At 71.5% G+C, this 25,475-nt stretch carries 25 protein-coding genes and 2 pseudogenes; 20 read left to right on the top strand and 7 right to left on the bottom strand.

Annotation, left to right across the window (positions count from 1 at the left end; translation table 11 throughout):
* Nucleotides 1–31 precede the first annotated feature (31 nt).
* Nucleotides 32–463 (top strand): peptidase inhibitor family I36 protein, encoded by a 432-nt coding sequence (locus DRB96_RS00630; RefSeq protein WP_112446268.1) that lies wholly within the window; start codon nt 32–34, stop codon nt 461–463.
* Here DRB96_RS00630 and DRB96_RS00625 read toward each other — a convergent pair.
* Nucleotides 444–1,280, bottom strand: coding sequence for a potassium channel family protein (locus tag DRB96_RS00625; RefSeq protein ID WP_112446267.1), 837 nt, complete (start codon nt 1,278–1,280; stop codon nt 444–446). The two genes, DRB96_RS00630 and DRB96_RS00625, sit on opposite strands and share 20 nt — an antisense overlap.
* Nucleotides 1,281–1,429: 149 nt before the next feature.
* The gene (gene aceE / locus DRB96_RS00620; RefSeq protein ID WP_112446266.1) at nt 1,430–4,162 is read right to left on the bottom strand and encodes a pyruvate dehydrogenase (acetyl-transferring), homodimeric type; all 2,733 of its coding nucleotides are present in this window, start codon (nt 4,160–4,162) and stop codon (nt 1,430–1,432) included.
* Between the two features lie 437 nt (nt 4,163–4,599).
* On the opposite strand from aceE, the gene DRB96_RS00610 reads away from it, so the two are divergent.
* The 6 genes from DRB96_RS00610 to DRB96_RS00585 all read left to right on the top strand — a co-directional run bounded on the left by DRB96_RS00610 (nt 4,600) and on the right by DRB96_RS00585 (nt 9,187).
* Complete coding sequence (locus DRB96_RS00610) at nt 4,600–5,025, top strand: DUF3052 domain-containing protein (protein WP_204357601.1); 426 nt, start codon at nt 4,600–4,602, stop codon at nt 5,023–5,025.
* Nucleotides 5,026–5,197: 172 nt separating this feature from the next.
* Nucleotides 5,198–5,656, top strand: a complete 459-nt coding sequence (locus DRB96_RS00605; RefSeq protein ID WP_112446264.1) for a peroxiredoxin — start codon at nt 5,198–5,200, stop codon at nt 5,654–5,656.
* 187 nt (nt 5,657–5,843) lie between these two features.
* The gene (locus tag DRB96_RS00600; protein ID WP_112446263.1) at nt 5,844–6,419 is read left to right on the top strand and encodes a TerD family protein; all 576 of its coding nucleotides are present in this window, start codon (nt 5,844–5,846) and stop codon (nt 6,417–6,419) included.
* Nucleotides 6,420–6,569: 150 nt separating this feature from the next.
* Entirely contained in the window at nt 6,570–7,145 is a 576-nt protein-coding gene (locus DRB96_RS00595; RefSeq protein ID WP_112446262.1) for a TerD family protein, read from the top strand.
* Nucleotides 7,146–7,170: 25 nt separating this feature from the next.
* Entirely contained in the window at nt 7,171–8,286 is a 1,116-nt protein-coding gene (locus DRB96_RS00590; RefSeq protein ID WP_112446261.1) for a DUF475 domain-containing protein, read from the top strand.
* A 157-nt stretch (nt 8,287–8,443) separates the two neighbouring features.
* Nucleotides 8,444–9,187, top strand: coding sequence for a Tellurium resistance (locus DRB96_RS00585; protein ID WP_112446260.1), 744 nt, complete (start codon nt 8,444–8,446; stop codon nt 9,185–9,187).
* A 65-nt stretch (nt 9,188–9,252) separates the two neighbouring features.
* Here the strand turns inward: DRB96_RS00585 and DRB96_RS00580 are convergent, their stop codons facing one another.
* The gene (locus DRB96_RS00580; RefSeq protein WP_112453114.1) at nt 9,253–9,993 is read right to left on the bottom strand and encodes a TerD family protein; all 741 of its coding nucleotides are present in this window, start codon (nt 9,991–9,993) and stop codon (nt 9,253–9,255) included.
* Between the two features lie 193 nt (nt 9,994–10,186).
* Between DRB96_RS00580 and DRB96_RS00575 the strand changes: the two genes are divergently transcribed.
* Genes DRB96_RS00575 through DRB96_RS00560 form a run of 4 tightly spaced genes read left to right on the top strand, consistent with a single transcriptional unit; the run spans nt 10,187 to nt 15,388 of the window.
* A complete protein-coding gene (locus tag DRB96_RS00575; RefSeq protein WP_112446259.1) occupies nt 10,187–11,353 on the top strand; it encodes an HpcH/HpaI aldolase/citrate lyase family protein in 1,167 nt (388 codons plus the stop codon).
* A 32-nt stretch (nt 11,354–11,385) separates the two neighbouring features.
* The gene (locus DRB96_RS00570) at nt 11,386–13,905 is read left to right on the top strand and encodes a phosphoribosyltransferase (protein ID WP_112453113.1); all 2,520 of its coding nucleotides are present in this window, start codon (nt 11,386–11,388) and stop codon (nt 13,903–13,905) included.
* Entirely contained in the window at nt 13,902–14,732 is an 831-nt protein-coding gene (locus DRB96_RS00565; protein ID WP_112446258.1) for an HAD family hydrolase, read from the top strand. The genes DRB96_RS00570 and DRB96_RS00565 overlap by 4 nt, the downstream gene beginning before the upstream one ends.
* Nucleotides 14,729–15,388, top strand: coding sequence for an O-methyltransferase (locus DRB96_RS00560; RefSeq protein ID WP_112446257.1), 660 nt, complete (start codon nt 14,729–14,731; stop codon nt 15,386–15,388). The genes DRB96_RS00565 and DRB96_RS00560 overlap by 4 nt, the downstream gene beginning before the upstream one ends.
* Nucleotides 15,389–15,412: 24 nt before the next feature.
* Here the strand turns inward: DRB96_RS00560 and DRB96_RS00555 are convergent, their stop codons facing one another.
* The 4 genes and pseudogenes from DRB96_RS00555 to DRB96_RS00545 all read right to left on the bottom strand — a co-directional run bounded on the left by DRB96_RS00555 (nt 15,413) and on the right by DRB96_RS00545 (nt 17,396).
* Nucleotides 15,413–15,631: a zinc ribbon domain-containing protein gene (locus DRB96_RS00555; RefSeq protein WP_112453112.1), complete on the bottom strand. Its 219-nt coding sequence runs from the start codon at nt 15,629–15,631 to the stop codon at nt 15,413–15,415.
* Between the two features lie 264 nt (nt 15,632–15,895).
* Nucleotides 15,896–16,276 (bottom strand): annotated as a pseudogene (locus tag DRB96_RS45800) (PfkB family carbohydrate kinase); the annotation flags it as partial.
* Nucleotides 16,189–16,782, bottom strand: coding sequence for a PfkB family carbohydrate kinase (locus DRB96_RS45795; RefSeq protein WP_275431877.1), 594 nt, complete (start codon nt 16,780–16,782; stop codon nt 16,189–16,191). The gene DRB96_RS45795 and the pseudogene DRB96_RS45800, both read right to left, overlap by 88 nt.
* Nucleotides 16,779–17,396, bottom strand: a complete 618-nt coding sequence (locus DRB96_RS00545; RefSeq protein WP_112446256.1) for a bifunctional 4-hydroxy-2-oxoglutarate aldolase/2-dehydro-3-deoxy-phosphogluconate aldolase — start codon at nt 17,394–17,396, stop codon at nt 16,779–16,781. The genes DRB96_RS45795 and DRB96_RS00545 overlap by 4 nt, the downstream gene beginning before the upstream one ends.
* A 158-nt stretch (nt 17,397–17,554) precedes the next feature.
* On the opposite strand from DRB96_RS00545, the pseudogene DRB96_RS00540 reads away from it, so the two are divergent.
* The 9 genes and pseudogenes from DRB96_RS00540 to DRB96_RS00500 all read left to right on the top strand — a co-directional run.
* Nucleotides 17,555–17,677, top strand: a pseudogene (locus tag DRB96_RS00540) (pyridoxine 5'-phosphate oxidase C-terminal domain-containing protein); the annotation flags it as partial.
* Between the two features lie 48 nt (nt 17,678–17,725).
* On the top strand, nt 17,726–17,989 hold the full coding sequence (locus DRB96_RS00535) for a hypothetical protein (protein ID WP_112446255.1): 264 nt from the start codon (nt 17,726–17,728) through the stop codon (nt 17,987–17,989).
* A gap of 70 nt (nt 17,990–18,059) precedes the next feature.
* Nucleotides 18,060–18,512, top strand: coding sequence for a nuclear transport factor 2 family protein (locus DRB96_RS00530; protein ID WP_162688459.1), 453 nt, complete (start codon nt 18,060–18,062; stop codon nt 18,510–18,512).
* 168 nt (nt 18,513–18,680) lie between these two features.
* Nucleotides 18,681–19,748: an alpha/beta hydrolase gene (locus DRB96_RS00525; protein WP_112446253.1), complete on the top strand. Its 1,068-nt coding sequence runs from the start codon at nt 18,681–18,683 to the stop codon at nt 19,746–19,748.
* On the top strand, nt 19,735–21,009 hold the full coding sequence (locus DRB96_RS00520; RefSeq protein ID WP_112446252.1) for an acyltransferase: 1,275 nt from the start codon (nt 19,735–19,737) through the stop codon (nt 21,007–21,009). Before DRB96_RS00525 ends, DRB96_RS00520 begins: the two co-directional genes overlap by 14 nt.
* 97 nt (nt 21,010–21,106) lie before the next feature.
* The gene (locus DRB96_RS00515; protein WP_239516002.1) at nt 21,107–22,468 is read left to right on the top strand and encodes a sensor histidine kinase; all 1,362 of its coding nucleotides are present in this window, start codon (nt 21,107–21,109) and stop codon (nt 22,466–22,468) included.
* Complete coding sequence (locus DRB96_RS00510) at nt 22,465–23,145, top strand: response regulator transcription factor (RefSeq protein WP_112446251.1); 681 nt, start codon at nt 22,465–22,467, stop codon at nt 23,143–23,145. Before DRB96_RS00515 ends, DRB96_RS00510 begins: the two co-directional genes overlap by 4 nt.
* Nucleotides 23,146–23,234: 89 nt before the next feature.
* Complete coding sequence (locus DRB96_RS00505) at nt 23,235–24,560, top strand: histidine kinase (protein WP_204357600.1); 1,326 nt, start codon at nt 23,235–23,237, stop codon at nt 24,558–24,560.
* Complete coding sequence (locus DRB96_RS00500; protein WP_112446249.1) at nt 24,557–25,216, top strand: response regulator transcription factor; 660 nt, start codon at nt 24,557–24,559, stop codon at nt 25,214–25,216. Before DRB96_RS00505 ends, DRB96_RS00500 begins: the two co-directional genes overlap by 4 nt.
* Nucleotides 25,217–25,475: the final 259 nt, after the last annotated feature.

Here is a 25,475-nt window from a genome sequence, read left to right as displayed (position 1 = left end):
GGCCCGTCCGTCCACCAGGAGTTGACCCGTCATGCGTACGTGGAGCACGACCTTCGCCCCGGCCGCCGTCCTCGCCGCCACCCTGCTGATCCCCGGAACCACCGCCGCCGCCCACGCGGCGGGCCAGGCTCCGGCCCACGGCTCCGGGCACGCCCCGGGCCGGGCCGCCGGGCCGCCGACGCTCGGGGCCTGCGCGACCGGTCAGCTGTGCCTGTGGGCGAAGCCGGAGTTCAAAGGGGCCCGCAAGACCCACGAGCTCAGCACCCTCGACATCAACAGCTGTACGGCGCTGCCGCCCGGCACCACCGCCCAGTCCCTCGTCAACCGCACCGGGCGCCCGGTGACCACCTACCAGTCCGCCGAGTGCGCCGAGACGGGCGAGTTCCAGACCTATCCGGGCGACGGGGTGTGGCTGCCCCAGTCGCCCTACCAGGTCAGGGCGTTCAAGGTGTGGGAGCGCTGACGGCGGCCGCCGCCGGAGCCGCCCCGGGCGCCTGGGCCGGCAGGCCCGCCCCCGCGCCCGGAGCGGTCCCGGGCCCGGGTCCTGCCCCGGGCCCGGGTGCGGCGAGCCGGGCGACCTCCGCGCGCAGCGCCCGTACCTCCGACGCCAGTTCGGCGATCGCGGCCGTCTGGGCCCGTTCCACCCGGTCGTCCCGCTCGAAGCGGGAGATGAACCAGGCCGCGATGTTGGCGGTCACCACACCCAGCAGCGCGATCCCGGACAGCATCAGCCCCACCGCCAGCAGCCGGCCGAGCCCGGTGGTGGGGGAGTGGTCGCCGTAGCCGACCGTCGTCATGGTGGTCACCGACCACCACAGGGCGTCGCCCAGGTTCTTGATGTTGCCGCCGGGAGCCTCCCGCTCCACGCTCAGCACGGCGAGCGAGCCGAACATCAGCAGCCCGACCACCGCGCCCGCCACGTAGGTGGTCAGCCGGATCTGCGGGGCCATCCGGGCCCGCCGGCCCACCAGCATCAGCGTGGAGACCACGCGCAGCAGCCGCAGCGGCTGGATCATCGGCAGCAGCACCGCCGCCAGGTCCATCCAGTGGGTCCGTACGAACGCCTTCTTCGAAGCCGACAGGCCCAGCCGCATCAGGTAGTCGGCGGCGAAGGCCGCCCACACCACCCACTCGGCGTGCATGCAGGCGCGGTGCACGGCCGCACTCGCGTCGGGCACGACGATGGGCACGGCATAGGCGACGGCGAATCCGAGGGCGAGCACCAGCAGAGGCGTCTGCGTCCGGCGCTCCCACCGCGACTGGCGGGAGGGTTGCTTCATGCGGAGCATCGTAAAGAACGCGTAAGACGCGGCGGACCCCGGCATCGGGGTCCGGACCCCGCACCCCGCACCCGGACCCGGGAACGACGGGGGGCCGGGTCGCCTCGGCGGCCCGGCCCCCCGTCCTCACCCGTTCGACCCGCGGGGGGTCAGGCGTCGCCGCCCGCCGCGCCCGGGTCCGCGGCCCTGACGTCCAGCAGCTGGTAGCGGTCGATCGCCTGCTTCAGCGCGGAGCGGTCGATCTTGCCCTCCTTGGCCAGCTCGGTCAGCACCGAGAGGACCACCGACTGCGCGTCGATGTGGAAGAACCGCCGGGCCGCACCGCGCGTGTCCGCGAAGCCGAAGCCGTCCGCGCCCAGCGAGGTGTACGTGCCCGGGACCCAGCGCGAGATCTGGTCCGGGACCGCCCGCATCCAGTCGGAGACCGCCACGAACGGACCCTCCGCGCCGGACAGCTTGCGCGTCACGTACGGGACGCGCTGCTCCTCCTCCGGGTGGAGCAGGTTGTGCTCCTCCACCGCCACGGCCTCGCGGCGCAGCTCGTTCCAGGAGGTCGCCGACCACACGTCCGCCTTGACGTTCCACTCGGCGGCCAGGATCCGCTGCGCCTCCAGCGCCCACGGCACCGCCACGCCCGAGGCCATGATCTGCGCCCCGACGGCGCCGGCCGTGCCGGCCGAGACCCGGTGGATGCCGTTCAGGATGCCGTCCACATCGACGTCCGCCGGCTCGGCCGGGTGCTGGATCGGCTCGTTGTAGACCGTCAGGTAGTAGAAGACGTCCTCGGCGTCGGGCCCGTACATCCGCCGCAGACCGTCCCGGACGATGTGCGCGATCTCGTACCCGTACGCCGGGTCGTACGCCACACAGCCCGGGTTGGTCGACGCCAGCAGCTGGGAGTGGCCGTCGGCGTGCTGCAGGCCCTCACCCGTCAGGGTGGTCCGGCCGGCGGTCGCGCCGAGGACGAAGCCGCGGGCCAGCTGGTCGGCCATCTGCCAGAACTGGTCACCGGTGCGCTGGAAACCGAACATCGAGTAGAAGACGTAGACCGGGATCAGCGGCTCGCCGTGCGTCGCGTACGCCGAACCGGCGGCGATCAGCGAGGCCGTGCAGCCCGCCTCCGAGATGCCGTCGTGCAGCATCTGGCCCGTCGGGGACTCCTTGTACGCGAGCAGCAGGTCGCGGTCGACCGCCTCGTACTGCTGGCCCAGCGGGTTGTAGATCTTGGCGCTCGGGAAGAACGCGTCCATGCCGAAGGTGCGGTACTCGTCGGGCGCGATCAGCACGAAGCGCCTGCCGATCTCCTTGTCCCGCATGAGGTCCTTCAGGATGCGGACGAAGGCCATGGTGGTGGCGATCGACTGCTGTCCCGAACCCTTCTTGGCGGCCGCGTACGTGGCGTCGCCCGGCAGCTGGAGCGGCTTGGCGCGCACCACGCGGGTCGGCACGTAGCCGCCGAGCGCGCTGCGGCGGTCGTGCATGTACTGGATCTCGGGGGAGTTGCGGCCCGGGTGGTAGTACGGCGGCGCGCCGTCCTCCAGCTGGGCGTCCGTGATCGGGATGTGCAGGCGGTCGCGGAAGCGCTTGAGGTCGTCCGCCGTCAGCTTCTTCATCTGGTGGGTCGCGTTGCGGCCCTCGAAGTTCGGGCCGAGGGTCCAGCCCTTGACCGTCTGCGCCAGGATCACCGTCGGCTGGCCCTTGTGGGCCTTGGCCGCCGCGTACGCCGCGTAGACCTTCTTGTGGTCGTGACCGCCGCGGCCCAGGTGCTGGATCTGCTGGTCGGTCATGTTCTCGACCATCGCGCGCAGCCGGTGGTCGCCGCCGAAGAAGTGGTCGCGGATGTACGCACCGGTCTCGGTGGCGTACGTCTGGAACTGCCCGTCCGGGGTGGTGTTCAGCTTGTTGACCAGGATGCCGTCGCGGTCCTGGGCCAGCAGCGGGTCCCAGGACCGGTCCCAGATCAGCTTGATGACGTTCCAGCCGGCGCCGCGGAACTGCGACTCCAGCTCCTGCATGATCTTGCCGTTGCCGCGGACCGGGCCGTCGAGGCGCTGCAGGTTGCAGTTGACGACGAAGGTCAGGTTGTCCAGGTGCTCGCGGGCCGCGATGGACAGCTGGCCGAGCGACTCCGGCTCGTCCATCTCGCCGTCGCCGAGATACGCCCAAACGTGTGACTTGGACGTGTCCGCGATACCGCGGGCCTGCATGTAGCGGTTCATCCGGGCCTGGTAGATCGCACCGAGCGGGCCGAGGCCCATCGAGACGGTCGGGAACTCCCAGAAGTCCGGCATCAGCCGCGGGTGCGGATAGCTGGACAGGCCGTACGGGGCCTTCGACTTCTCCTGGCGGAACGCGTCGAGCTGCTGCTCGGAGAGCCGGTCCAGGAGGTAGGCGCGGGCGTAGATGCCGGGGGAGGCGTGGCCCTGGAAGAAGATCTGGTCGCCGCCGTCACCCTCGTCCTTGCCCCGGAAGAAGTGGTTGAAGCCCACGTCGTAGAGGGACGCGGAGGAGGCGAACGTGGCGATGTGGCCGCCGACGCCGATGCCGGGGCGCTGGGCGCGCGAGACCATGACGGCCGCGTTCCACCGGGTGGCGTTGAGGACCTTGCGCTCGATCTCCTCGTTGCCGGGGAAGAAGGGCTCGTCCTTGGTGGCGATGGTGTTGACGTAGTCGGTGGAGCGCATCTCGGGCACGGCCACGCGCTTCTCGCGGGCCCGCTCGATCAGCCGCAGCATCAGGTAGCGGGCGCGCTCGCGGCCCCGCTCGTCGACGGCGGCGTCGAGGGAGTCGAGCCACTCCTGCGTCTCTTCCGGATCGAAGTCCGGGACCTGGCTCGGCAGGCCACCAATGATGATCGGATTGCGATCGGATGCGGAAGCCACGCTGTTCCTTCGCTGTCGGGGGAGTCGTGCCTTGGGGTTCGCCGCCTCCCATGGTCTTACGCTCGCCGGTAATCGTCATCTTTACCGCTCGGTAATCCCTCGAGGTCGGCGGGATTGTGACGGCTGTGGCGACGGCACCGGCCAAACCGCAACCTTACGCCCATGTCGATCTACGGCTTCGCGAGGTCGTTCGTCCCTCAAACAGGTAGGAAAGTCCCGAGGCGATGCCGAATGGGGTGGAATGGTGTGGGATGAATCACCAGAGGTACATACGGAGGGGCTGAAAGTTGCGGCGAGACGGCCGCAATCGTCACCGTTTCGACGGTCTCGGCGGCCGGGTACTTGCGCGATCCGCCGCGCCCGTGTGGACTACGCCCAATGCTGCGCGTACGCGCGCCGCCGAAGAACATTCACCGAACATGAGCAGGAGGCACCCCGTGAGCGCGACCGCGGACCACGCGGAGAACCTGGCCGCCCGGCTGGGTTTCCAGTCCGAACAGGTGGTCCAGGAGATCGGCTACGACGACGACGTCGATCAGGAATTCCGTGATGCCGTAGAGGATCACGTCACCGAACTCGTCGATGAGGACTACGACGATGTCGCAGACGCGGTTCTGCTGTGGTTCCGGGAGGACGACGGCGACCTGACGGACGCCCTGGTCGACGCGACCGAGCTGGTCGAGGACGGCGCACTGATCCTGCTGGTGACTCCCAAGACCGGCAAGGACGGCTTCGTCGAGGCCAGCGACATCAGTGAGGCCGCCGAGACCGCCGGCCTCTCCCTGGCCAAGGGACTGCCCGTCGGCAAGGAGTGGACCGCCACCAAGCTGGTGACTCCGAAGACGGCCAAGTCCAAGCGCTGAGCCGCGCCCCGCAGCCAAGCGGACACACACCCCGCCTGCCGGAATCATCCCGGCCGGCGGGGTGTGTGCGTTCGGCGGCGGCCGCGGCCACCGCCGCGAGCGCGGCGGACCCATAAGCTGAGATCACCCGGACAGCCCAACGCGGGGCTGCGGGACCGAAGGGATGCGACAGATGGCGATCGAGGTCGGCAGCAAGGCCCCGGACTTCGAGCTCAAGGACAACCACGGCGCCACCGTGCGGCTCTCCGACTTCCGCGGGGAGAAGGCCGTGGTGCTGCTCTTCTACCCGTTCGCCTTCACCGGTGTCTGCACCGGCGAGCTGTGCGAGCTGCGGGACCAGCTCCCGCGCTTCCAGAACGCCGACGTGCAGCTCCTCGCGGTCTCCAACGACTCCGTGCCCACCCTGCGCGTCTTCGGCGAGCAGGAGGGCCTGGAGTACCCGCTCCTGTCGGACTTCTGGCCGCACGGCGAGACCTCCCGCGCCTACGGCGTCTTCGACGAGGACAAGGGCTGCGCGGTCCGCGGCACCTTCGTCATCGACAAGGACGGCATCGTGCGCTGGAGCGTCGTCAACGGGCTGCCCGACGCGCGTGACCTGAACGAGTACATCAAGGCCCTCGACAGCCTCTGAGTGCGTGCCGCAGGCTCATGGGCACGGTCGCACGGTCGCACGGTTGCACGTCCGCCTGTCCGCCTGTCCGCCTGTCCGCTTCGAATAAGCCCGTACAGGCGGGAACCCGTCACTAGGATCGAAACGTTGATCCGGTAGAAACCGCACGACGGGGCCCCGCCCCACACAAAAACCTTATGGAGGACCCGTGGGAGTCAGCCTCAGCAAGGGCGGCAACGTCTCGCTGACCAAGGCCGCGCCGAACCTGACGGCGGTCATCGTCGGTCTGGGCTGGGACGCTCGCACCACCACCGGTGTCGACTTCGACCTCGACGCCAGCGCGATCCTGACCAACGACCAGGGCAAGGTCGCCAGCGACGCGAACTTCGTGTTCTTCAACAACCTGAAGAGCCCGGACGGTTCCGTCGAGCACACCGGTGACAACACCACCGGTGAGGGCGAAGGCGACGACGAAGCGATCAAGGTCAACCTCGCCGGCGTCCCCGCCGACGTGGCCAAGATCGTCTTCCCGGTCTCGATCTACGAGGCCGAGAGCCGCCAGCAGAGCTTCGGCCAGGTCCGCAACGCGTACATCCGCGTCGTGAACCAGGCCGACAACGCCGAGCTCGCCCGCTACGACCTGTCGGAGGACGCCTCGACGGAGACCGCCATGGTCTTCGGCGAGCTCTACCGCAACGGCGCCGAGTGGAAGTTCCGCGCCATCGGCCAGGGCTACGCCTCCGGCCTGCGCGGCATCGCGCAGGACTTCGGCGTCAACGTCTGAGGCCTTGGGCCGGCCTGATCCGTCAGAGCGAGCCTCTTCACCCCGTCCGGCGCCGTGCACTGTGTGTACGGCGCCGGACCGGCTTTACCGCCGTACCCGCAGCACCCGCCGTACCGTCTCGTCACACCGTTGTCCGGGGAGGACCACAACATGGGCGTCACACTCGCCAAGGGGGGCAATGTCTCCCTCTCCAAGGCTGCACCGAACCTCACCCGGGTTCTGATCGGCCTCGGATGGGACGCGCGCTCGACCACGGGAGCCGACTTCGACCTCGACGCGAGCGCGCTGCTGTGCAACAGCGGCCGGGTGCTCGGCGACGACTACTTCGTCTTCTACAACAACCTGAAGAGCCCCGAGGGCTCCGTCGAACACACGGGGGACAACCTCACCGGCGAGGGTGACGGTGACGACGAGTCGATCATCATCGACCTCACCAAGGTGCCGGAGTCCGTGGACAAGATCGTCTTTCCGGTCTCCATTCACGACGCGGACTCCCGCCGGCAGAGCTTCGGCCAGGTCAGCAACGCGTTCATCCGCGTGGTCAACGAGGCGGACGGCCAGGAGTTGGCGCGCTACGACCTCTCCGAGGACGCCTCCAGCGAGACCGCGATGATCTTCGGCGAGGTCTACCGGTACGGCGGCGAATGGAAGTTCCGCGCAGTGGGGCAGGGGTACGCGTCGGGGCTCCGCGGCATCGCTCTAGACTTCGGGGTCAACGTTTCGTAAAGCCGTACAAGACGATGGGATGCCAGTGGTTCTGAAAACCTTCGGCTGGTCGTTCGCAATCACTGCGCTCGGACTGGTTGCGGCGCTGTTCTACGGGAGCTGGGAGGCCTTCGGGATCGTCGCGATCCTGTCGATCCTCGAGATCTCGCTGTCCTTCGACAACGCGGTGGTCAACGCCGGAATCCTGAAGAAGATGAATGCCTTCTGGCAGAAGATCTTCCTCACCATCGGCGTTCTGATCGCGGTCTTCGGCATGCGACTGGTCTTCCCTGTCGTCATCGTCGCGATCAGCGCCAAGATCGGGCCCATCGACGCCGTCAACCTGGCCCTTACCGACAAGAACCGGTACCAGGAGCTGGTCACGGACGCTCACCCGTCCATCGCCGCCTTCGGTGGCATGTTCCTGCTGATGATCTTCCTCGACTTCATCTTCGAGGACCGTGACATCAAGTGGCTCGCCTGGCTCGAGCGTCCGCTCGCGAAGCTCGGCAAGATCGACATGCTGTCGGCGTGCATCGCGCTGATCATCCTGGTCATCACGGCCATGACCTTCGCCACCCAGGCCCACCAGCACGGTGGCGCCCACGTGGACAAGGCGCAGACCGTCCTGATCTCGGGTGTCCTCGGCCTGATCACCTACATGGTCGTCGGCGGTCTCTCCGGCTACTTCGAGAACAAGCTCGAAGAAGAGGAAGAGGCCGAGCACGAGGCGGAAGAGGCGGCCAAGAAGTCCGGCAAGCCGGTCACGGCCATCGCCATGGCCGGCAAGGCCGCGTTCTTCATGTTCCTCTACCTCGAAGTCCTCGACGCCTCCTTCTCCTTCGACGGGGTCATCGGCGCCTTCGCCATCACCAACGACATCGTCCTCATGGCCCTGGGCCTCGGCATCGGTGCCATGTACGTCCGGTCGCTCACGGTCTACCTGGTCCGCCAGGGCACCCTCGACGACTACGTCTACCTGGAGCACGGCGCGCACTACGCCATCGGCGCGCTCGCCGTCATCCTGCTCGTCACCATCCAGCACGAGATCAACGAGGTCATCACCGGTCTCGTCGGCGTCGTGCTGATCGGCTGGTCCTTCTGGTCCTCGGTGCGCCGCAACAAGCGCCTGGAACTGGAGGGTTCCACCGCCGAGGCATGATCACGGCGGTAATGCGGAACGCTCAAGTGCGGGGCGGTCCGGAGGGTCCACGGACCCACCGGGCCGCCCCGCCCGCGCATGCCGGCGGGCAGCCAGGGGACCGGGCAACCAGGCAACCAGGCAACCAGCGGACCAGGGGATCAGGGGGGTTGAGGGAATGGGATTCTTCGACGGCATCAGGGGCAACCGCGGTGTGCACTTCCAGTCGGGCAGCGCCTCGTCGAACGCCATCGAGCTGACCAAACGCCATCCGACGGTGTCGCTCACCAAGCAGGGGGCGGTGCACGGAAACCTGCGCGTCAACCTGTCCTGGCGGATGCGGACCTCGGACATAGGCGGCCGCGCGGCCGGCCAGAGCGGACAGCTCTTCCGGCATCCGTTCAAACTGTTCAAACCCGACATGGTGCAGGCGCACACCCAGGGCATGGTCAACGTCGACCTCGACATCGGCTGCCTCTACGAGCTCACCGACGGCACCCGCGGCGTCGTCCAGCCGCTGGGCAACCTGCACGGCGACATCAACAGCCCGCCCTACGTGAAGCTGAGCGGCGACGACCGGTTCGGGGCGCCCTCCGGCGAGACGATCTTCGTCAACCTCGACCACGCGGAGGACATCAAGCGGCTGCTGGTCTTCGTCTACATCTACGACCAGACCCCGGCCTTCGACCGGACGCACGCCATGGTCACCCTCTACCCGATCACCGGGCCGCGCATCGAGATCCCGCTGGAGGAGCGCCACCCGCAGGCCCGCTCCTGCGCCGTGGTCTCCATGGAGAACATCAAGGGCGAGCTGATCGTGCGCCGCGAGGTCAAGTTCGTCTACGGGTTCCAGGCCGAGCTCGACCGCCTGTACGGGTGGGGCCTCCAGTGGGGCCGGGGCTACAAGACGTCCAGCCGGTGAGGCGCGCGGCCGGCGGGCGGCGCGCGCCCGCTCGCGCGCTCACCGGCGGATGACGCGGCGCGTGCTCACCGGCGGATGAACTGCGGACCCTGCACGGGCAGCCGGAAGGCCGGATCCCCGCCCGGAGCGGGCACCGGCACGGGCGACACCGGCTGCGGGTACCCGTAGGCGGGCTGCGCGTCCGGCAGGGCCTGTGTGGGCGGCGCGGGCGCCACCGGGGCGGCCGCCTGGCCGGCCGGGGCGTCGGGGGCGTCGGCGGTGCCCTCGTCCACGGAGATCCCGTGGTCGGTGGCCAGCCCGACCAGCCCGTTGGAGTAGCCCTCGCCGAGCGCCCGGAACTTCCACCCCTCGCCCCGCCGGTACAGCTCGCCGCAGATCAGCGCCGTCTCGGCGCCGGTCTCGGGCCGCACGTCGAAGAAGGCCAGCGGTTCGGAGCCGCCGGTCGCGGTGGCGTCGTAGAGGAGGATCCGCAGGTCATGGACGCGCTGGAAGGGCACGTCCTCGGCGGAGGCGACGACCAGGATCCGGTCCACGAGCGGGGTGACGGCCCGCAGGTCCGCCTGGACGGCGTCGGTGATCCCGTCGCCGAGCTGCTTCTTGCCGAGCCGCCAGACGGCCCCCGAAGGGTGCCGGGGCTGGTTGTAGAAGACGAAGTCCTCGTCCGAGCGCACCCGCCCGTCCGGGCCCACGAGCAGCGCGGAGGCGTCCACGTCCGGCACATCGGGCCCACCGGTCCAGCGCAGCACCGCCCGGACCGCCGCGGCGGTCACCGGGATGTTCGAGCCCTTCTGCATCGCGTGCGTCATGACGGCCATCCTGCACTCCCGGGCACGACCGGGACAATGCGGCCCCCCGGAGACCTTGTCCCGACCGCGAGTCCTGGGCATGGTGCAAGAGGGTTACCTCGATTTCATGTGCTTGAGGAACTCTTGAATCTCATTCGTACGTACTATTACCGGCCACGCCAGTTGGGCCGCCGAGGCAGTACGGGGGAAGCACATGCGTCATTTCGGGCACATCTCGCCCACAGTCCGAAAGGACCTCTTCCACCAGGAGCCGGCAGAGTTCACCGCCGCCTCCCCCGCACGCACGCTCGCGGCCGCCCTGGGGGCCACCCTCTACAGTCCGGCCACCCGGACCCAGCTCGCACGGGACATCCGCAAGCAGGCCGGCCGCGGAGTCGTCTCCATGGTCCTCTGCCTGGAGGATTCCATCAGCGACGCCGATGTCGTGGGGGGCGAGGAGAACCTCGTCCGGCAGTTCGCCGCCCTCGACGAGGACCCGGCGGAGCTCCCGCTGCTCTTCATCCGCGTCCGCACGCCCGAGCAGATCCCCGATCTCGTGCACCGGCTCGGCGGCTCGGCAGCGAGACTGGCCGGATTCGTACTCCCGAAATTCACCGAAACACGCGGGATCGCCTTCCTCGAAGCCGTCGCGGAGGCGGAGGCGGCGAGCGGACAGTCCCGGCTGTACGCGATGCCCGTCCTGGAGACCCCGGAGCTGCTGCACCTGGAGACCCGCGTCGAGGCCCTCGCCGGGATCTCCCGCACGGTCAACAAGTACCGCGAGCGGGTGCTCGCGCTGCGGCTGGGAGTGACCGACTTCTGCTCCGCGTACGGTCTGCGCCGCACCCCCGACATGACCGCCTACGACGTCCAGATCGTCGCGGGCGTCATCGCCGACGTGGTCAACGTGCTCAGCCGCGCCGACGGCACCGGCTTCACGGTCACCGGCCCGGTGTGGGAGTACTTCCGCAGCCAGCAGCGCCTCTTCAAGCCGCAGCTGCGCCGCAGCCCCTTCCTGGAGGAGGGCGTCGAGGAGCTGCGCACCGCGCTGATCGAGCACGACCTGGACGGGCTGCTGCGCGAGATCGAGCTGGACCGGGCCAACGGGCTGCTGGGCAAGACCTGCATCCACCCCGCCCACGTCACCCCGGTCCACGCGCTCTCGGTGGTGTCGCACGAGGAGTTCAGCGATGCTCAAGACATCCTCCGACCCGAGCGCGGAGGCGGCGGAGTGATGCGTTCCGCCTACACGAACAAGATGAACGAGGTGAAGCCCCACCGGGCCTGGGCCGAGCGCACCATGCTGCGCGCCGAGGTCTTCGGTGTGGCGAAGGAGGAGGTCGGCTTCGTCGATCTCCTCACGGCCGGGCTCCAGGTGTGAGCGGGCCGTTGACTGCGAGGAAGGGCAAGAAGATCGAAGCGGTGTGGTCGGGAACCTGGGTCGCGGACCGGCTGGGCGTCAGCCTGGAGGAGGGGGCGGGCACCGGGGCCGGCGGGCCGAGGCTCGAAGAGCTGCTCGGGCTCGCGCTGCGGCGCAACCCCAAGCGGGCGCACCTGCTGGTCTCGCAGGTGCTGGGCAAGCACGTCCCGCAGTCCCCGGCCGCCGTGTACGCCGCCGGGTACGGGCTCGGCGAGCGCGTCCGGGAGCTGCTGGGCGAGCGGGGGGCCGCCTCGGCGGTGGTCCTCGGCTACGCCGAGACCGCGACCGGGCTCGGCCACTGCGTCGCCGACGGCCTCGGCCTCGCCCCCTACCTGCACTCCACCCGCCGCCCCGTGCCCGGCGTGGAGCCCGCGGGCGGCTTCGAGGAGGCCCACTCGCACGCCACCTCGCACCTGCTGCTCCCCGAGGACCCGGAGCTGCTGGCTGGCCCGGGCCCGCTGGTCCTCGTCGACGACGAGTTCTCCACCGGCAACACGGTCCTGAACACCATCCGCGACCTGCACGCCCGCCACCCGCGCGGCCACTACGTCGTCGTCGCCCTCGTCGACATGCGCTCCCCGGCCGACCGCGACCGGCTCACCGCCTTCGCCGCCGACCTCGGCGCCCGGGTGGACCTGATCTCCCTCGCCTCCGGCACGGTCTCCCTCCCGGAGGGCGTCCTGGAGAAGGGACAGGCACTGGTGGAGGAGTACGAGGAGATCCGGCCCCTCCCGGGGGTCCCGCTGGACGGAGTCCGGGGGAGTTCGCGGAGCGGGGTCCGGGGCGGCGCCCCGGCAGCCGACCCGCGGGTCACCACGGTGGCCCTGGACTGGCCGGCCGGGATACCCGACGGCGGACGGCACGGCTTCACCCCCGCGCACCGCGAAGCGCTGGACGCGGCCCTGCCCGCCATGGCGGACCGGCTCACGGCCGCGCTCGGCGCGGCCCCCGCACGGGTCCTCGTACTCGGCAACGAGGAGCTGATGTACGCCCCGCTGCGCCTCGCGCAGGCCCTGGAGGCGTCCGGTGCGGCCGCCGAGGTCCGCTTCTCCACCACCACCCGCTCCCCGGTGCTCGCCGTCGACGATCCCGGCTACGCGATCCGCACCCGCCTCGTCTTCCCGGCCCACGACGCCCCCGCCGACGGCCCGGGCGACCGGTACGCGTACAACGTGGCGGGCGCCGCCTTCGACGCCGTCGTCGCCGTCGTGGACTCGGCCGGCGACACCCCCGAGCTCCGCGCCGGGCTCCTCGCGGCCCTCGCCCCGCACACCGGCCACGTCCTGCTGGCCGTCATACCGTCGTACGTCCCCGAACCGCAGGAGCCCTCCATGACCGAGCCCCGGCGCGAACCGCTGCGCGGCCCAGCCTTCTCCTCGTACGCCGCCGAGGACGTCGGCTGGCTCCTCCAGGACTTCTCCGACGTCGAGCTGGAAGCCCCGACGGAGGAGCGCGAGGAGGCCATACAGGCGGGCGGGGCCCACTACGCGGAGTCCCTGCCCGTCGAGTACCAGCCGTCCCCGGAGTACCAGCGGCTCTACCAGAGCGCGCTGACCGCCTCCGCCGCCCGCATGGCCCGCGCGGTCGGCGTGGTCACCGAGACCGTCCTCGCCGAGCGCCCCCATAGCCTTCGGCATGGGAGGGACCCCCGCCCCTCGCCCGTCCTCGTCTCCCTGGCCCGCGCCGGCACCCCGGTGGGGGTCCTGATGCGGCGCTGGGCCCGGGCCCGGCACGGCCTCGACCTGCCGCACTACGCCGTCTCCATCGTGCGCGGCCGCGGCATCGACGCCAACGCGCTGCGCTGGCTGGCCGCCCACCACGATCCGGCCGACGTGGTCTTCGTCGACGGGTGGACCGGCAAGGGCGCCATCAGCCGCGAGCTGCGCGAGGCCCTGGGCGAGTTCGAGGGCTTCAACCCGGAGATCGTGGTCCTCGCAGACCCCGGATCCTGCGTGGAGACCTACGGAACCCGCGAGGACTTCCTGATCCCGTCGGCCTGTCTCAATTCCACTGTTTCCGGACTGGTCTCGCGTACGGTTCTGAGGTCAGACCTGGTCGGTCCCGCCGACTTCCACGGCGCGAAGTTCTACCGCGAGCTCGCCGGAGCCGACGTCTCCGTCGACTTCGTCGACACCGTCGCCGCGCACTTCGAGGAGGTGGCCGAGGCCGTGGACGCCGAGGTCAAGGAGCTCCTCGCCGCCGACCGCACGCCGACCTGGGTGGGCTGGGCCGCGGTCGAGCGCATCAGCGAGGAGTACGGGATCCACGACGTGAACCTCGTCAAGCCGGGCGTCGGCGAGACCACGCGGGTCCTGCTGCGCCGGGTGCCGTGGAAGATCCTCGCGCAGCGCGGCGCCGGGGCCGACCTGGACCACGTACGACTCCTCGCGCAGCAGCGCGGGGTGCCGGTGGAGGAGGTCGACGGACTTCCCTACACGTGCGTGGGCCTCATCCACCCCCGTTTCACGCGCGGCGCCACGGGCGCCGACGGAAAGGCTGTGTCAGCCAAGTGACCGTCCTCGTAGCCAGTGACCTCGACCGCACGCTCATCTACTCCGCGGCCGCGCTCGCCCTGACCATGCCCGACCCGGAGGCCCCGCGGCTGCTGTGCGTCGAGGTGCACGAGAGCAAGCCGCTGTCGTACATGACGGAGACGGCGGCGCAGCTGCTGGTGGAGCTGTCGGCGGACCCGGACGTCGTGTTCGTCCCGACCACCACCCGCACGCGCAAGCAGTACCAGCGCATCCGCTTCCCCGGGCGGCCGGCGGCGTACGCGATCTGCGCCAACGGCGGCCAGCTCCTGGTGGACGGGGTCCCGGACCGGGACTGGCGCCGCCAGGTCGCGGCCCGGCTGGCCGCGGAGTCCGCCCCGCTGGAGGAGATGCGCGCACACCTGCTGTCCGCGACCGACCCGGCGTGGCTGCGCAAGGCGCGGGTCGCCGAGGACCTGTTCGCCTACCTGGTCGTGGAGCGGGACCTGGTCCCGCCGGAGTGGATCAAGTCGCTGACGGAATGGGCCGAGGCGCGCGGCTGGACGATCTCGCTGCAGGGCCGGAAGATCTACGCCGTCCCGCGCCCGCTGACCAAGAGCGCGGCCATGCGCGAGGTGGCCCGGCGTACGGGGGCCACGGCCACGCTCGCCGCCGGGGACTCGCTGCTGGACGCGGACCTGCTGCTCGCGGCGGACCAGGGCTGGCGCCCGGGCCACGGAGAGCTGGCCGACGCCGACTGGACGGCGCCGCACGTCACGGCGCTGGCCGAGAAGGGCGTGCTGGCCGGTGAGGAAATCGTGCGCGCATTCGCCCGCGAGGCGGCCGCGGTCGGCACACTGGGGGCATGACCAAGGGCAACAGCACCAAGATCACAGATGAGCTCTACCAGTACATGCTGGCGCACATCCCCCCGCTGGACGAGGTCCAGCGGGGGCTGGTGGCCACGACCTACGAGGTGTTCCCGCGCTCGGCCGGCATGCAGTCGGCCGAGGAGCAGGGGCCGCTCCTGGCCTTCCTGGTCCGGCTGACCGGGGCCCGGCACATCGTGGAGATCGGCACCTTCACCGGCTTCTCCTCGCTGTCGATGGCCCAGGCGCTGCCCGCGGACGGCCGGCTCATCGCGTGCGACGTCTCCGAGGAGTGGACGGCGTACGCCCGCGAGGCCTGGGCGAAGGCGGGCGTCGCGGACCGCATCGAGCTGCGGATCGCGCCCGCGCTCCAGACGCTGCGCGCGATGCCGGCGGAGCCGCACATCGACATGGCGTACGTCGACGCGGACAAGGAGAGCCAGATCGCCTACTGGGAGGAGCTCGTGCCGCGGCTGCGCCCGGGCGGGCTGATCGTCACCGACAACACGCTCTACCACGGCTCGGTGCTGGACGAATCGGCGACGGGCGCGGCGGCGGGCGTCCGGGCCTACAACGACCACGTGGCGGCGGACGCCCGCATGGAGTCGGTCATGCTCACCATCTCCGACGGCCTGACCCTCTCGCGCAAGCGCTAGGTGTATTGATCACGAGCGGGCTTCCTAACCGCAGCCGCCGCCTCCGCAGCAGCCGCCTCCGCCGCCTCCGCCCATCGGGGCCGCGGGGGCGCTGCTCGTCCCGCCCACGGCGACGGCGGAGAGCAGTTTGACGGTGTCGGGGTGCCCGGCGGGACAGTCGGCGGGGGCGGAGGACTCGGCCATGGGCCGGCTGACCTCGAAGGTGTCTTCGCAGGTCCGGCAGCGGTATTCGTAACGGGGCATGCGGTACAGGCTACGCAGTGCACCCGGTCTCCGGAATCCCCGAGCCCCGCGCCGACGGGGGTACTGGGCCGGCGGGGGTATCGGGCCGGCGGGAGGATTGGGCCGGCGGGGTCCAGGCCGCACCCCCGTGTCGGCCCGGACCCCGCCGGGGTCCCAGCGGAGCACCGTGCCGGCGGGGGACGACAGGAGGGCCGGCTCCGAGCGGGTCGGCGCGCCCTCCCAGTCGCCCCGCGAGGACACCGCGAAGGCGCCCGTCGTGACGGCGCGGTCCAGGCGGGCCTCCGTACCGGCCCCGTCGAGGAACGCCGAGAGGTAACCCGCGACGAACGCGTCGCCCGCGCCGCCGGTGTCGCCCGCGTCGGCCGTGTCCACGGCCCGGACCGGGCGGGCGGGGGCGTGGACCGACGCGCCGTCTTCGCCGTAGGCGGTCGCCCCGGCCGCGCCGAGTTTGACCACCACCTCCCCGACCCCGAGCGCCAGCAGTTGCTTCGCCCGGGCGGTCGGGTCGGCCGGGGCGTCCGCCGGCAGGCACAGCGGCAGCTCGTCGTTCGAGGCGATCAGGACGTCCACCGAAGGGGCCCACGCGCGGAGCACCGACGCCGCTTCCTCCGCGTCCCAGAGGCGGGACCGGAAGTTGACGTCCAGGCAGACCAGCGCCGAGTGCTCGGCCGCGAGGCGCAGCGTGCCATCGTCGCCGCCGAGCGGGCCGAGCGGGACAGCGCCGGGGTGATGCCGGTCAGGTGCAGGACCCTGGGCGGGGCCGCCGTGAAGGCGCGCTCCAGCGAGCAGGCCTTGAGGCGGGAGCCCGCCGAGCCGGCGCGGTGGTAGTGCACCCGCGTCGGTTCCGGCGTCCTCGGCTCCGCGAGCATCAGCCCGGTCGGGGCCCCGCCGTCGTCGAGGGAGGCTCCGGAGACGTCGACGCCCTCGTCGCGCAGCGTCCGCAGCACCAGCTCGCCGGCCTCGTCCGCGCCGACCGCGCCCGCCCAGCGGACCGCGTGGCCGAGCCGGGCCAGCCCGATCGCGACGTTCGACTCGGCGCCGGCCACGCAGACCTCCATGGTCCCGCCCAGCCGCAGCGGCCCGCTGCCGCGCAGCGCGACCGTGGTCTCCCCGAAGGTCAGCACATCGGGGGTGGCGCCGGGCCCGCTCACGCGCACACCGCCTTGAACTCGGCGGCCCGGCGCCGCAGCGCGTCCAGGTCCCCGCCGTCGGCCGCGTCCCCGACCAGTGGGGCGCCGACTCCGACCGCGACCGCCCCGGAGGACAGGTACTCGGCGGCGGCTGCCGCGTCCACCCCGCCGACCGGCACGAACGGCAGGTCGGGGAAGGGCGCGCGCAGCGCCCGCAGGTACGCCGGTCCGCCGATCGTGCCGGGGAACAGCTTCAGCGCCGCGGCCCCCGCCGCGTCGGCCGCGATGACCTCGGACGGGGTGATGACCCCGGCCAGCACCGGCAGTCCCTGCCGGACCGATTCGACCACGCCGGCGCCGAGCCCCGGGGTGACCATCAGGTTGGCCCCGGCTTCGGCCGCCCGCTGGGCGTCCTCGGCGGTCAGGACCGTGCCGGCCCCGAGCCATGCCGCGTCGCCGAGCTCCTTGCGGGCCCGGCCGATGACGTCCAGTGCACCGGTCCCGCTGAGCGAGACCTCGACGAGCGGCACCCCCTCTTCGACGAGGGTCATGACGGTGCGGAAGGACGCCTCGGCGTCCTTGCCGCGGACGATGGCGACGAGCCGCTCTTGCCGCAGCGCTGCGCCGAACTCCATGGGAATGCCTGCTCTCTGATGTGCGGGGGTGGGGGGAGGGGTGTGCCGGCCGCCAATTCCCGGGCTCCAGCACTTACGTCGGGCGGGCGAGCAGGCGGTTCTCGTGGCCTTGCCGGCAGGCCAGCGCGGCAGGGACCACGCGGATGCCGTCCCACAGCGGCGGCATCTGCGTGGTCGCTTACGCGGTGGAGTTCTGGCAGGGCCACGAGAACCGCCTGCACGACCGCCTGAAGTACGTCCTGGAGGCCGGGAAATGGCGGGTGGAACGCCTCTGCCCGTAGCGGCGCGGCGCCGGCACCTGGCGCTCCACCTCCAACGGGCAGACCTGGGTGCTCACCCTCACCCCCGCCCCGGCCGGCTCCCCCGTCATGTCCCTGACCGTCCAGTCGCCCGGTCTGGCCTGCTCCTGGAGCGCGCCGCTGCGCGTCGCCGCCCCGGGCACGGTGGGGCTCGACCCCTCCTCCGTCACCTCCGGCGCCCCGCCGACCTGTTCGCCGGGCGCCCGGAGCACGCTGCGGCTGCTTCCCGACGGAAGTCTGGTCCGGGAGCTCGAAAACAGCGCGAGCGCCCCGCTCACGTACCGCCGGAGATGATTATTTCGATGTCAATAAGCCTGTAAGTAAAGCTTGTTGCGTCCTGCAACTCCCCCGCACACTGCGGCACATGGAGCCGTTGAAGGTAGTGGCACAGCTGTGGGAGCGGATCGGGGCGCGCGACTGGGACGGGCTGGCTCCGCTGATCGCCGAGGACGCGGTGATCGAATGGCCCGTCAGCGGCGAACGCATCGTCGGGCGGGCCAATTTCATATCCGTCCTCAGCGATGAGGACTACGCGGACGAGAGATCCGTGGAAGTGCTGCGGATCCTCGGTGACGGCGATCTCGTCGTCACCGAGGTGGAGATACCCCAGGACCACGTCGTCTACCGCGCCGTCTCCCTGTGGACCGTGCGGGGCGGGGAGATCGTGGGCGCGCGGGAGTACTGGACGAGCCCCGGCCAGGACCCGGCCCCCCGCTGGCGCGCGGGGTACGTCGAACCGCTCGGCGAGCCGCTCGACGGCCCGGTGCCCGGCTACCCGGCTCCCGGCCCGTTTCCCTTGTCCCGGATGGCGGACTGACCCTCTTTCAGCCTGCCCCCTCCCTCCCTGAGTAGCCCCTGTCATACCTGAGGGCTACTTGGGAAGACCGCTCTCCAGCGGGACGCCGACCATGGCCTCCGCTTCCTAATTTCGTGACCAGAGAAGAACGCAGCACCGCCCCTCTGGCACGAACGAAGGAACGGACCCATGAGCCGCCGCCCCACCGCACGTCCCGACAGCCGCCGCAGCGGCCGTCCGCGCCGCACGCTGCTGGCCGGGCTCGTCGCCGCGGCCGTCGTGTTCCCCGTCTCCGCCGCCGCGTCTCCCCGGATACCCGCCCCGGCTCCCGCCGTTCTCGCCGAGACCGCCTCGTTCCCCGACCGGTACGCCGCGAATCTCGCGAACCTCTCCGAGGCCGCCGGGATGGCCCAGGACGCCGGCCGCAGCGGCCGTGCCGCGAAGCTGCGGGCCATGGAGGCGGACGGCGGCGCCCGGTTCCTCGTCTTCGACGGGCGCGGCACGGGCCGCGCGACAGAGGTCTTCGGCGACCTGGAGAGCGCCGACCGGATCACCGTCCTGGTCCCCGGTTCGGACACGACGCTGGACACCTACCAGAGGTTCCGTACCGGGGCGGTCGCTCTGCAGCAGCGCCTCCAGGCCGAGCATCCGCGCTCCGCCGTGGTCGCCTGGCTCGGGTATGACACCCCCGGCACGGTCAGCCCGTCCGTCCTGACCACCGACCGCGCGGACGAGGCCGCGGCGGAACTGGAGCCGTTCCTCGCCCGCTTGGAGCGCATCACCGTCGCGGACGCCCGGCTCTCGCTGCTCTGCCACTCCTACGGTTCCGTCGTCTGCTCCCGCACCGGGACAGGTCCCAAGGTCACCGATGTCGCACTGTTCGGCAGCCCCGGCACGGGGGCGGACTCCGCCGGGGATCTGCCGACCCGGGCCCGGGTCTGGGCCGGTCGGGGCGCCGGCGACTGGATCGCGAACGTCCCGCACGTCCGCGTCGCCGGCATCGGCTTCGGCGTGGATCCCGTGGACCCGGCCTTCGGCGCCCTTCCCTTCACGGCCGGCTCCGGCGGGCACAGCGACTACCTCAAGCCGGGCACCGAGTCCCTGGACGGCCTGGCCGGGATCGTGCTCGGCACCTCCCCGGCGGCCCGTCCCGCGCCCGCCACCGCGCCCGTCACCGCCCACGTCACGGCGCCCGCCACCGCGCACGTCACCCCGTCAGCCGTCACCGCTCCGGAGGCCTCCCATGCGCTCGCGTAAGCCGCACTCCCGTTGGTCCGCCCTCGCGGACCGCATCGACGCCGGCACCCCCGCCCACCGGGACCGGGCCGTGGACGCTCTCAGGGCCTTCGCCATCCTCGGTGTCGTGCTGGGGCACTGGCTGGTCACCGCGCTCACCAGCGTCGACGGCGGCCTGCGGACCACCAGTCCGCTGGCCCACATGAGCGCACTGGCCCCGGTCTCCTGGGTGTTCCAGACCCTGGCCGTCTTCTTCCTCGTCGGCGGCCACGTCGCCGCCCAGGGGTACGAGTCGGCGCGTGGGCGCGGAGTCTCCTACGGCCGGTGGGTCGGGCAACGGCTGGGCAGGCTGTTCCGGCCCGTCGCCGCCGTCCTCGTCCTCTGGACCGTCGCGGCCTCGGGGATGCTGCTCGGCGGGGTCGGCACGGACACCGTCCACACCCTGCTCAAGCTCGTCCTCTCCCCCTTGTGGTTCCTGCTCGTCTTCGCCGTGCTCACCGCCGCGACCCCGCTCGTCTCCCGGCTCAGCCCCTGGTGGCCGCTGGCCGCCGTGGCCGCCGTCGATGTCTGGCGCTTCGGGCTCGACGGGCCGGAGTGGATCGGCTGGGTCAATGTGGCCGCCGGCTGGCTCGTCCCCTACACCCTGGGCGCCGCCTGGTCGCGGGGCGCGTTCTCCCGGCGCACCCCGGCGGCCCTGCTGCTGGGCGGCGGGGTCGCCGCCACGGCCGCGCTGATCATCTGGGGCGGGTACCCGGCGTCCATGGTCGGCGTCCCGGGGGCCGCGATGTCGAACCTGAACCCGCCGACGCTGGCCGCCGTCGCGTTCGGTCTGGCCCAGTGCGGGCTGGCGCTGCTGCTGCGGGAGCAGCTGGCCCGGGCGATGAGCCGGCCGCGCGCCTGGGCGAAGGTGGCCCTGGTGAACCTGTCCGCCATGACCGTCTTCCTGTGGCACCAGACCGCGATGATGGCCGTCACCTCCCTGGGGCTGCTGGTCTCCTCGGACCTGCCCGGGCTGCACACCGTGCCCGACTCTGGGCGCTGGATAGCCGTCCGGCTGCTCTGGCTGCCGGTGTTCGCGGCCGCGCTGGCCGTCTGCTGGGCCGCGTTCCGCACCTACGAGCAGGGCGGCCGCCGGCCCGAGAAGCGCGGCCCGCGCGGGCGTTCCCCGCAGCCGGTCACGGCCTCGAGGATCGTCGCCTCGTCCATGCCGGCCGCGGGGAAGACCGCGCTCGCCGCCGCCGATGGCCCGGCGGCGCCCCGGAAGGAGGAAGTCCGTGCCTAGTGCTGTGGCCGGGAAGGTTTGCCGGGTCGCGGCGAGGTGCCGTGCCGGGCGCCGCGACCCGGCGGACCTTCCCGGTCACAGCACTAGGCTGGGCGGCGTGAACGATCAGAGCGAGCCCCCGGCCCCGACCGGTGCGGGCTCTGGTGGCCGCCTCGCCAGGACCTCGGCCGTGGTGCGGAGCGTGGCCCGGGACCTGCTCGACCTGAAGTCCGATCCGCTGCCGAAGATGTCGCGGCCGCGGTGGCTGGCCTGGCTCCCGCATGTGGCGCTCGTCTATCTCGCCGCGTTCTTCTGCTCGATCACCCTGAACCAGATCAACGACCACTACAAGGTGACGGGCCCCTCCGCCCTGCTGCTGTCGATCCTGGTCGGTTTGTCCGTCCTGGTCGCCATGCGGCGGCCGCTGGCCGGGTACTGGCTCGGCCTGAGCGCGGCGGCCCTGGTCGCCTGGATGATCCACGACCACGTCGGGCAGGGCCAGAGCTGGCCCTGGCTGCCCGCCGGGATGTTCGCCTTCGCCCCGGTGCTGCTGCTGGTGGCCCTGCGCGTACCGCCCCGGGTGACCGTCGGGGCCGTCGCCGTCGCCGCCGTCTGCACCGGGCTGGCCGAGGCCCTCTTCAAGCCCGGCCAGGCGGGCAGCAGCGCCCCCGGGGCCGTCCTCCTCTTCGCCTTCACCGGCCTCCTCGGGTACGCCCTGCGCTCGACGCGGCTGGCCCGCACCCAACTCGTCGAGCAGGAGACCCTCACCGAGGAGGAGCGCGCCCGGCGCACCCTGCTGGAGGAGCGCAGCCGGATCGCCCGCGAGCTGCACGACGTCGTGGCCCACCACATGTCGGTGATCTCCATCCAGGCTCAGGTGGCCCCCTACCTCGTGGAGAACCCGTCGGAGGAGCTCAAGGAGAACCTGGCCGGCATCCGCGCGAACGCCTTGGAGGCGCTGACGGAGCTGCGGCGCGTGCTCGGCGTCCTGCGCTCCGAGCAGCCGGACGATCCCGGCGCGCCCCACCATCCGCAGCCCACGCTGGCCGAGTTGGACGGCCTCGTGGACAACGTGCGGGGGGCAGGGCTGGATGTCACCACGGAGATCGCGGGCGTCCGCCGGCCACTGTCCCCGGGCGTGGAGCTCACCGCGTACCGGATCGTGCAGGAGGCGCTGAGCAACTGCCTGCGGTACGCACCGGGTTCCCGGGTGGAGGTCGGGCTCGCCTACGGGCCGCGCGAGCTGCACCTGTGCGTCGCCAACTCCGCGCCGACCCGGCCGGTCCCGCCGTCGCCCGGAGCGGGGCACGGGCTGCTGGGGATGCGGGAGCGGGCGGGCATGCTGGGGGGCGAGCTGGCCGCCGGCCCCCGCCCCGGTGGGGGGTACGAGGTGAGCGCCGTGCTTCCCGTCGACCCCGTGTCCGCGGGCGGCGGTCTCCCACCCGCCGCCGGCACGAAGAAGGAGGAGGAGGACTCATGACCGCCCCGACCGCTCCGATCAAGGTGATGATCGCCGACGACCAGATGATGGTCCGGCAGGGCTTCACCGTGCTGCTCAACGCCCAGCCCGACATCGAAGTCGTCGGCCAGGCGGTCGACGGCGCCGAGGCCGTGGCGAAGGTGGCCGAGCTCGCGCCGGACGTGGTCCTGATGGACATCCGCATGCCCGGGATGGGCGGCATCGAGGCCACCTCCCTCATCACCGGCGCCCCCGGCTCCACGGTGAAGGTGCTGGTGCTCACCACCTTCGACCTCGACGAGTACGTGTATGAGGCGCTGCGCGCCGGCGCCTCGGGCTTCCTCCTCAAGGACGCCTCGGCCAATCAGCTGGCGGAGGCGGTCCGTGTGATCGCGGCCGGGGAGGCGCTCCTCGCGCCGAACATCACCAAGCGCCTGATCACCGAGTTCTCCCGGCTGGGGGCTCCGAGAGCGCCCTCGAGGGCGCGGATCGACGAGCTGACCGGCCGGGAGACGGAGGTGCTGTCGCTGGTCGCACAGGGCATGTCGAATGCGGAGATCGCCGGGCACCTGGTCCTGGCCGAGCAGACGGTGAAGACGCACGTGGGCCGGATCCTGGTGAAGCTGGGCCTGCGGGACCGCACGCAGGCCGCGGTGTTCGCGTACGAGACGGGTCTGATCCGTCCGACGGGCTACTGAAACGGCCCGGGTAGTACTTGAGGGGGACCCCGGGAAATCCCCTTCAGCGGCGACGCGGGCGAGGTGGCGGGCAACCTACCGTGGAGAACATGAGCGAGACGACCCCCGGGGCCACCCCCCGGACACCCGAGATCCGGCTGGCTTCGGGCCTCATCCAGAGCCTGCGCCAGGATCTGATCACCGATGCCTTCGCCTACCGTCCGCTTCCCCCCATGCGCCCGGACGGGCGGCTGATCCGGCGGCTCCCGCAGCGGATACGGGCGGAGGCCGCGCACCTGCCGCATGCGGCCCTGTGTGTCGTGGCGTTCTTCACGGTGACCTTCACGGCCGCCACCAGCAGCATGCCCGCGGCCGGCCTGGTGATGGGACTGCTGACGGCGGCCCCCATCCTGATGACCCTGGTGCGTCCCGTGGGCGCCTTCTGGGCCGCCGTGGCCGTCACACTGCTCTTCTCCGTCATCGATTCCTCGGATCCCAACTGGCCCTGGTCCCCGACGATGTTCGTCTCGTACCTCGTGACGATCACCGTCGTCGCGATGCGGACCAAGCCCCGGACCGCGGGCTGGATGTGGCTGGTCACGGTGGCGATCGGCACCGGGCTGTCCGTCGTGGTGCTCGGGCACGGCAACTCCGTCACCGTCGGCCCGATGGCCTTCGTGTCGGCGATCGCCCTGCTGACGGTCAGCGTCCGCAACATCCGCAAGCAGGCGGAGCGGGAAGTGTCCGCGCAGCAGGAGGTCACGGCCGTGGAGCGGGACCGGCGGACGCTGCTGGAGGAGCGGACCACGATCGCGCGGGAGCTGCACGACGTGGTCGCCCACCACATGTCGGTGGTGGCCATCCAGGCGGAGGCCGCGCCCTACCGGGTGAAGAATCCGCCGCCGGAGCTGGAGGCGGCCTTCGTCACCATCCGGGAGAACGCGGTGGCGGCCCTGACCGAGCTGCGCCGGGTGCTGGGCGTGGTGCGCTCCGCCGACTACGAGGCGCCGGACGCCCCGCAGCCCTCGCTGGCCTCGCTGGACGGGCTGCTGGCCAATGTGCGCGAAGCCGGGCTGAGCGTGGACAAGACGGTGACGGGCTCCGTGCGCGAGCTGCCGCCGGGCGTGGAGCTGTCGGCCTACCGGATCATCCAGGAGGCCCTGAGCAACACCCTGCGGCACGCACCGGGCGCGGTGGCCGCGGTCGAAGTGTCGTACGTACTGGGCGGCCTGGGCATACGCATCGTCAATGAGGCGGCGACCGGGGACGTCCGGCCCTCCCCGGGGTCCGGGCAGGGGATCACCGGGATGCGCGAGCGGGTGGCCATGCTGGAAGGGGAGATGACGGCCGGGGAGAGGGCCTCCGGAGGGTACGAGGTGGCGGTGTTCATACCCGTGTCCAGCAGCCGCCCGGAGCCGGCGAAGGACCCGGCATGACGATCAGAGTGCTCATCGTCGATGACCAGATGATGGTCCGGGAGGGCTTCTCCGTCCTGCTGAACGCGATGGACGGCATCGAGGTGGTCGGGGAGGCGGTGAACGGACGGGAGGCCATCGCGCAGGTGGCGGCGCTGCGGCCGGACGTGGTGCTGATGGACATCCGGATGCCGGAGATGAACGGCCTGGAGGCGACGCGGGAGATCGTGGCCGCCGACACGAACGCGAAGGTGCTGGTCCTGACGACCTTCGACCTCGACGAGTACGTGTACCAGGCGTTGCGGGCCGGGGCCTCCGGGTTCCTCCTCAAGGACGCCTCAGCCCGGCAACTGGCCGACGGGGTAAGGGTGGTGGCCGCCGGAGAGGCGCTGCTGGCCCCCTCGGTGACCAAACGGCTCATCACCGAGTTCTCCAAGCTGTCGGACGTCCGGACGCATGCGGGCGCGGCGGCGGTCTCGGAGCTGACGGAGCGGGAGACGGAGGTGCTGGTGCTGATCGCGCAGGGGCTGTCCAACGCGGAGATCGCGGACCGTCTGATCATCGCCGAGTCCACGATCAAGACGCACGTGAGCCGGATCCTGGTGAAGCTGGGCCTGCGGGACCGCACGCAGGCCGCGGTGTTCGCCTACGAGACCCGGCTGGTGACCCCCTCTTAGCCGGATCCGAAAAGTTGTCCACAGCTGTGGACAACTTTTCGGAAATCGGCGGGCGCGTGCGAAGGCCGCGGCGAACAGCGTCCCGGTGGCGCCGACGCCGAGCACGAGCGCGAACGGGCCCGCACGCCCCACCACCGCTGCTACCGAAGGCTCCTGACGGTTCGTCTCCTCCTCGCGGGTCGGGCGAAAGCCTGGCTCCCGCTCTGGCCCCCGCGAGCGTCTCCCTCGGCGGCGGCAGGGGCAGTGGCGTGGCGGTCAG

Source organism: Streptomyces sp. ICC1 (assembly GCF_003287935.1).
GTDB lineage: Bacteria > Actinomycetota > Actinomycetes > Streptomycetales > Streptomycetaceae > Streptomyces > Streptomyces tritrimontium.
The sequence above is the reverse complement of the archived record's forward strand: the minus strand, read 5'-3'. Positions and strand labels throughout refer to the sequence as shown.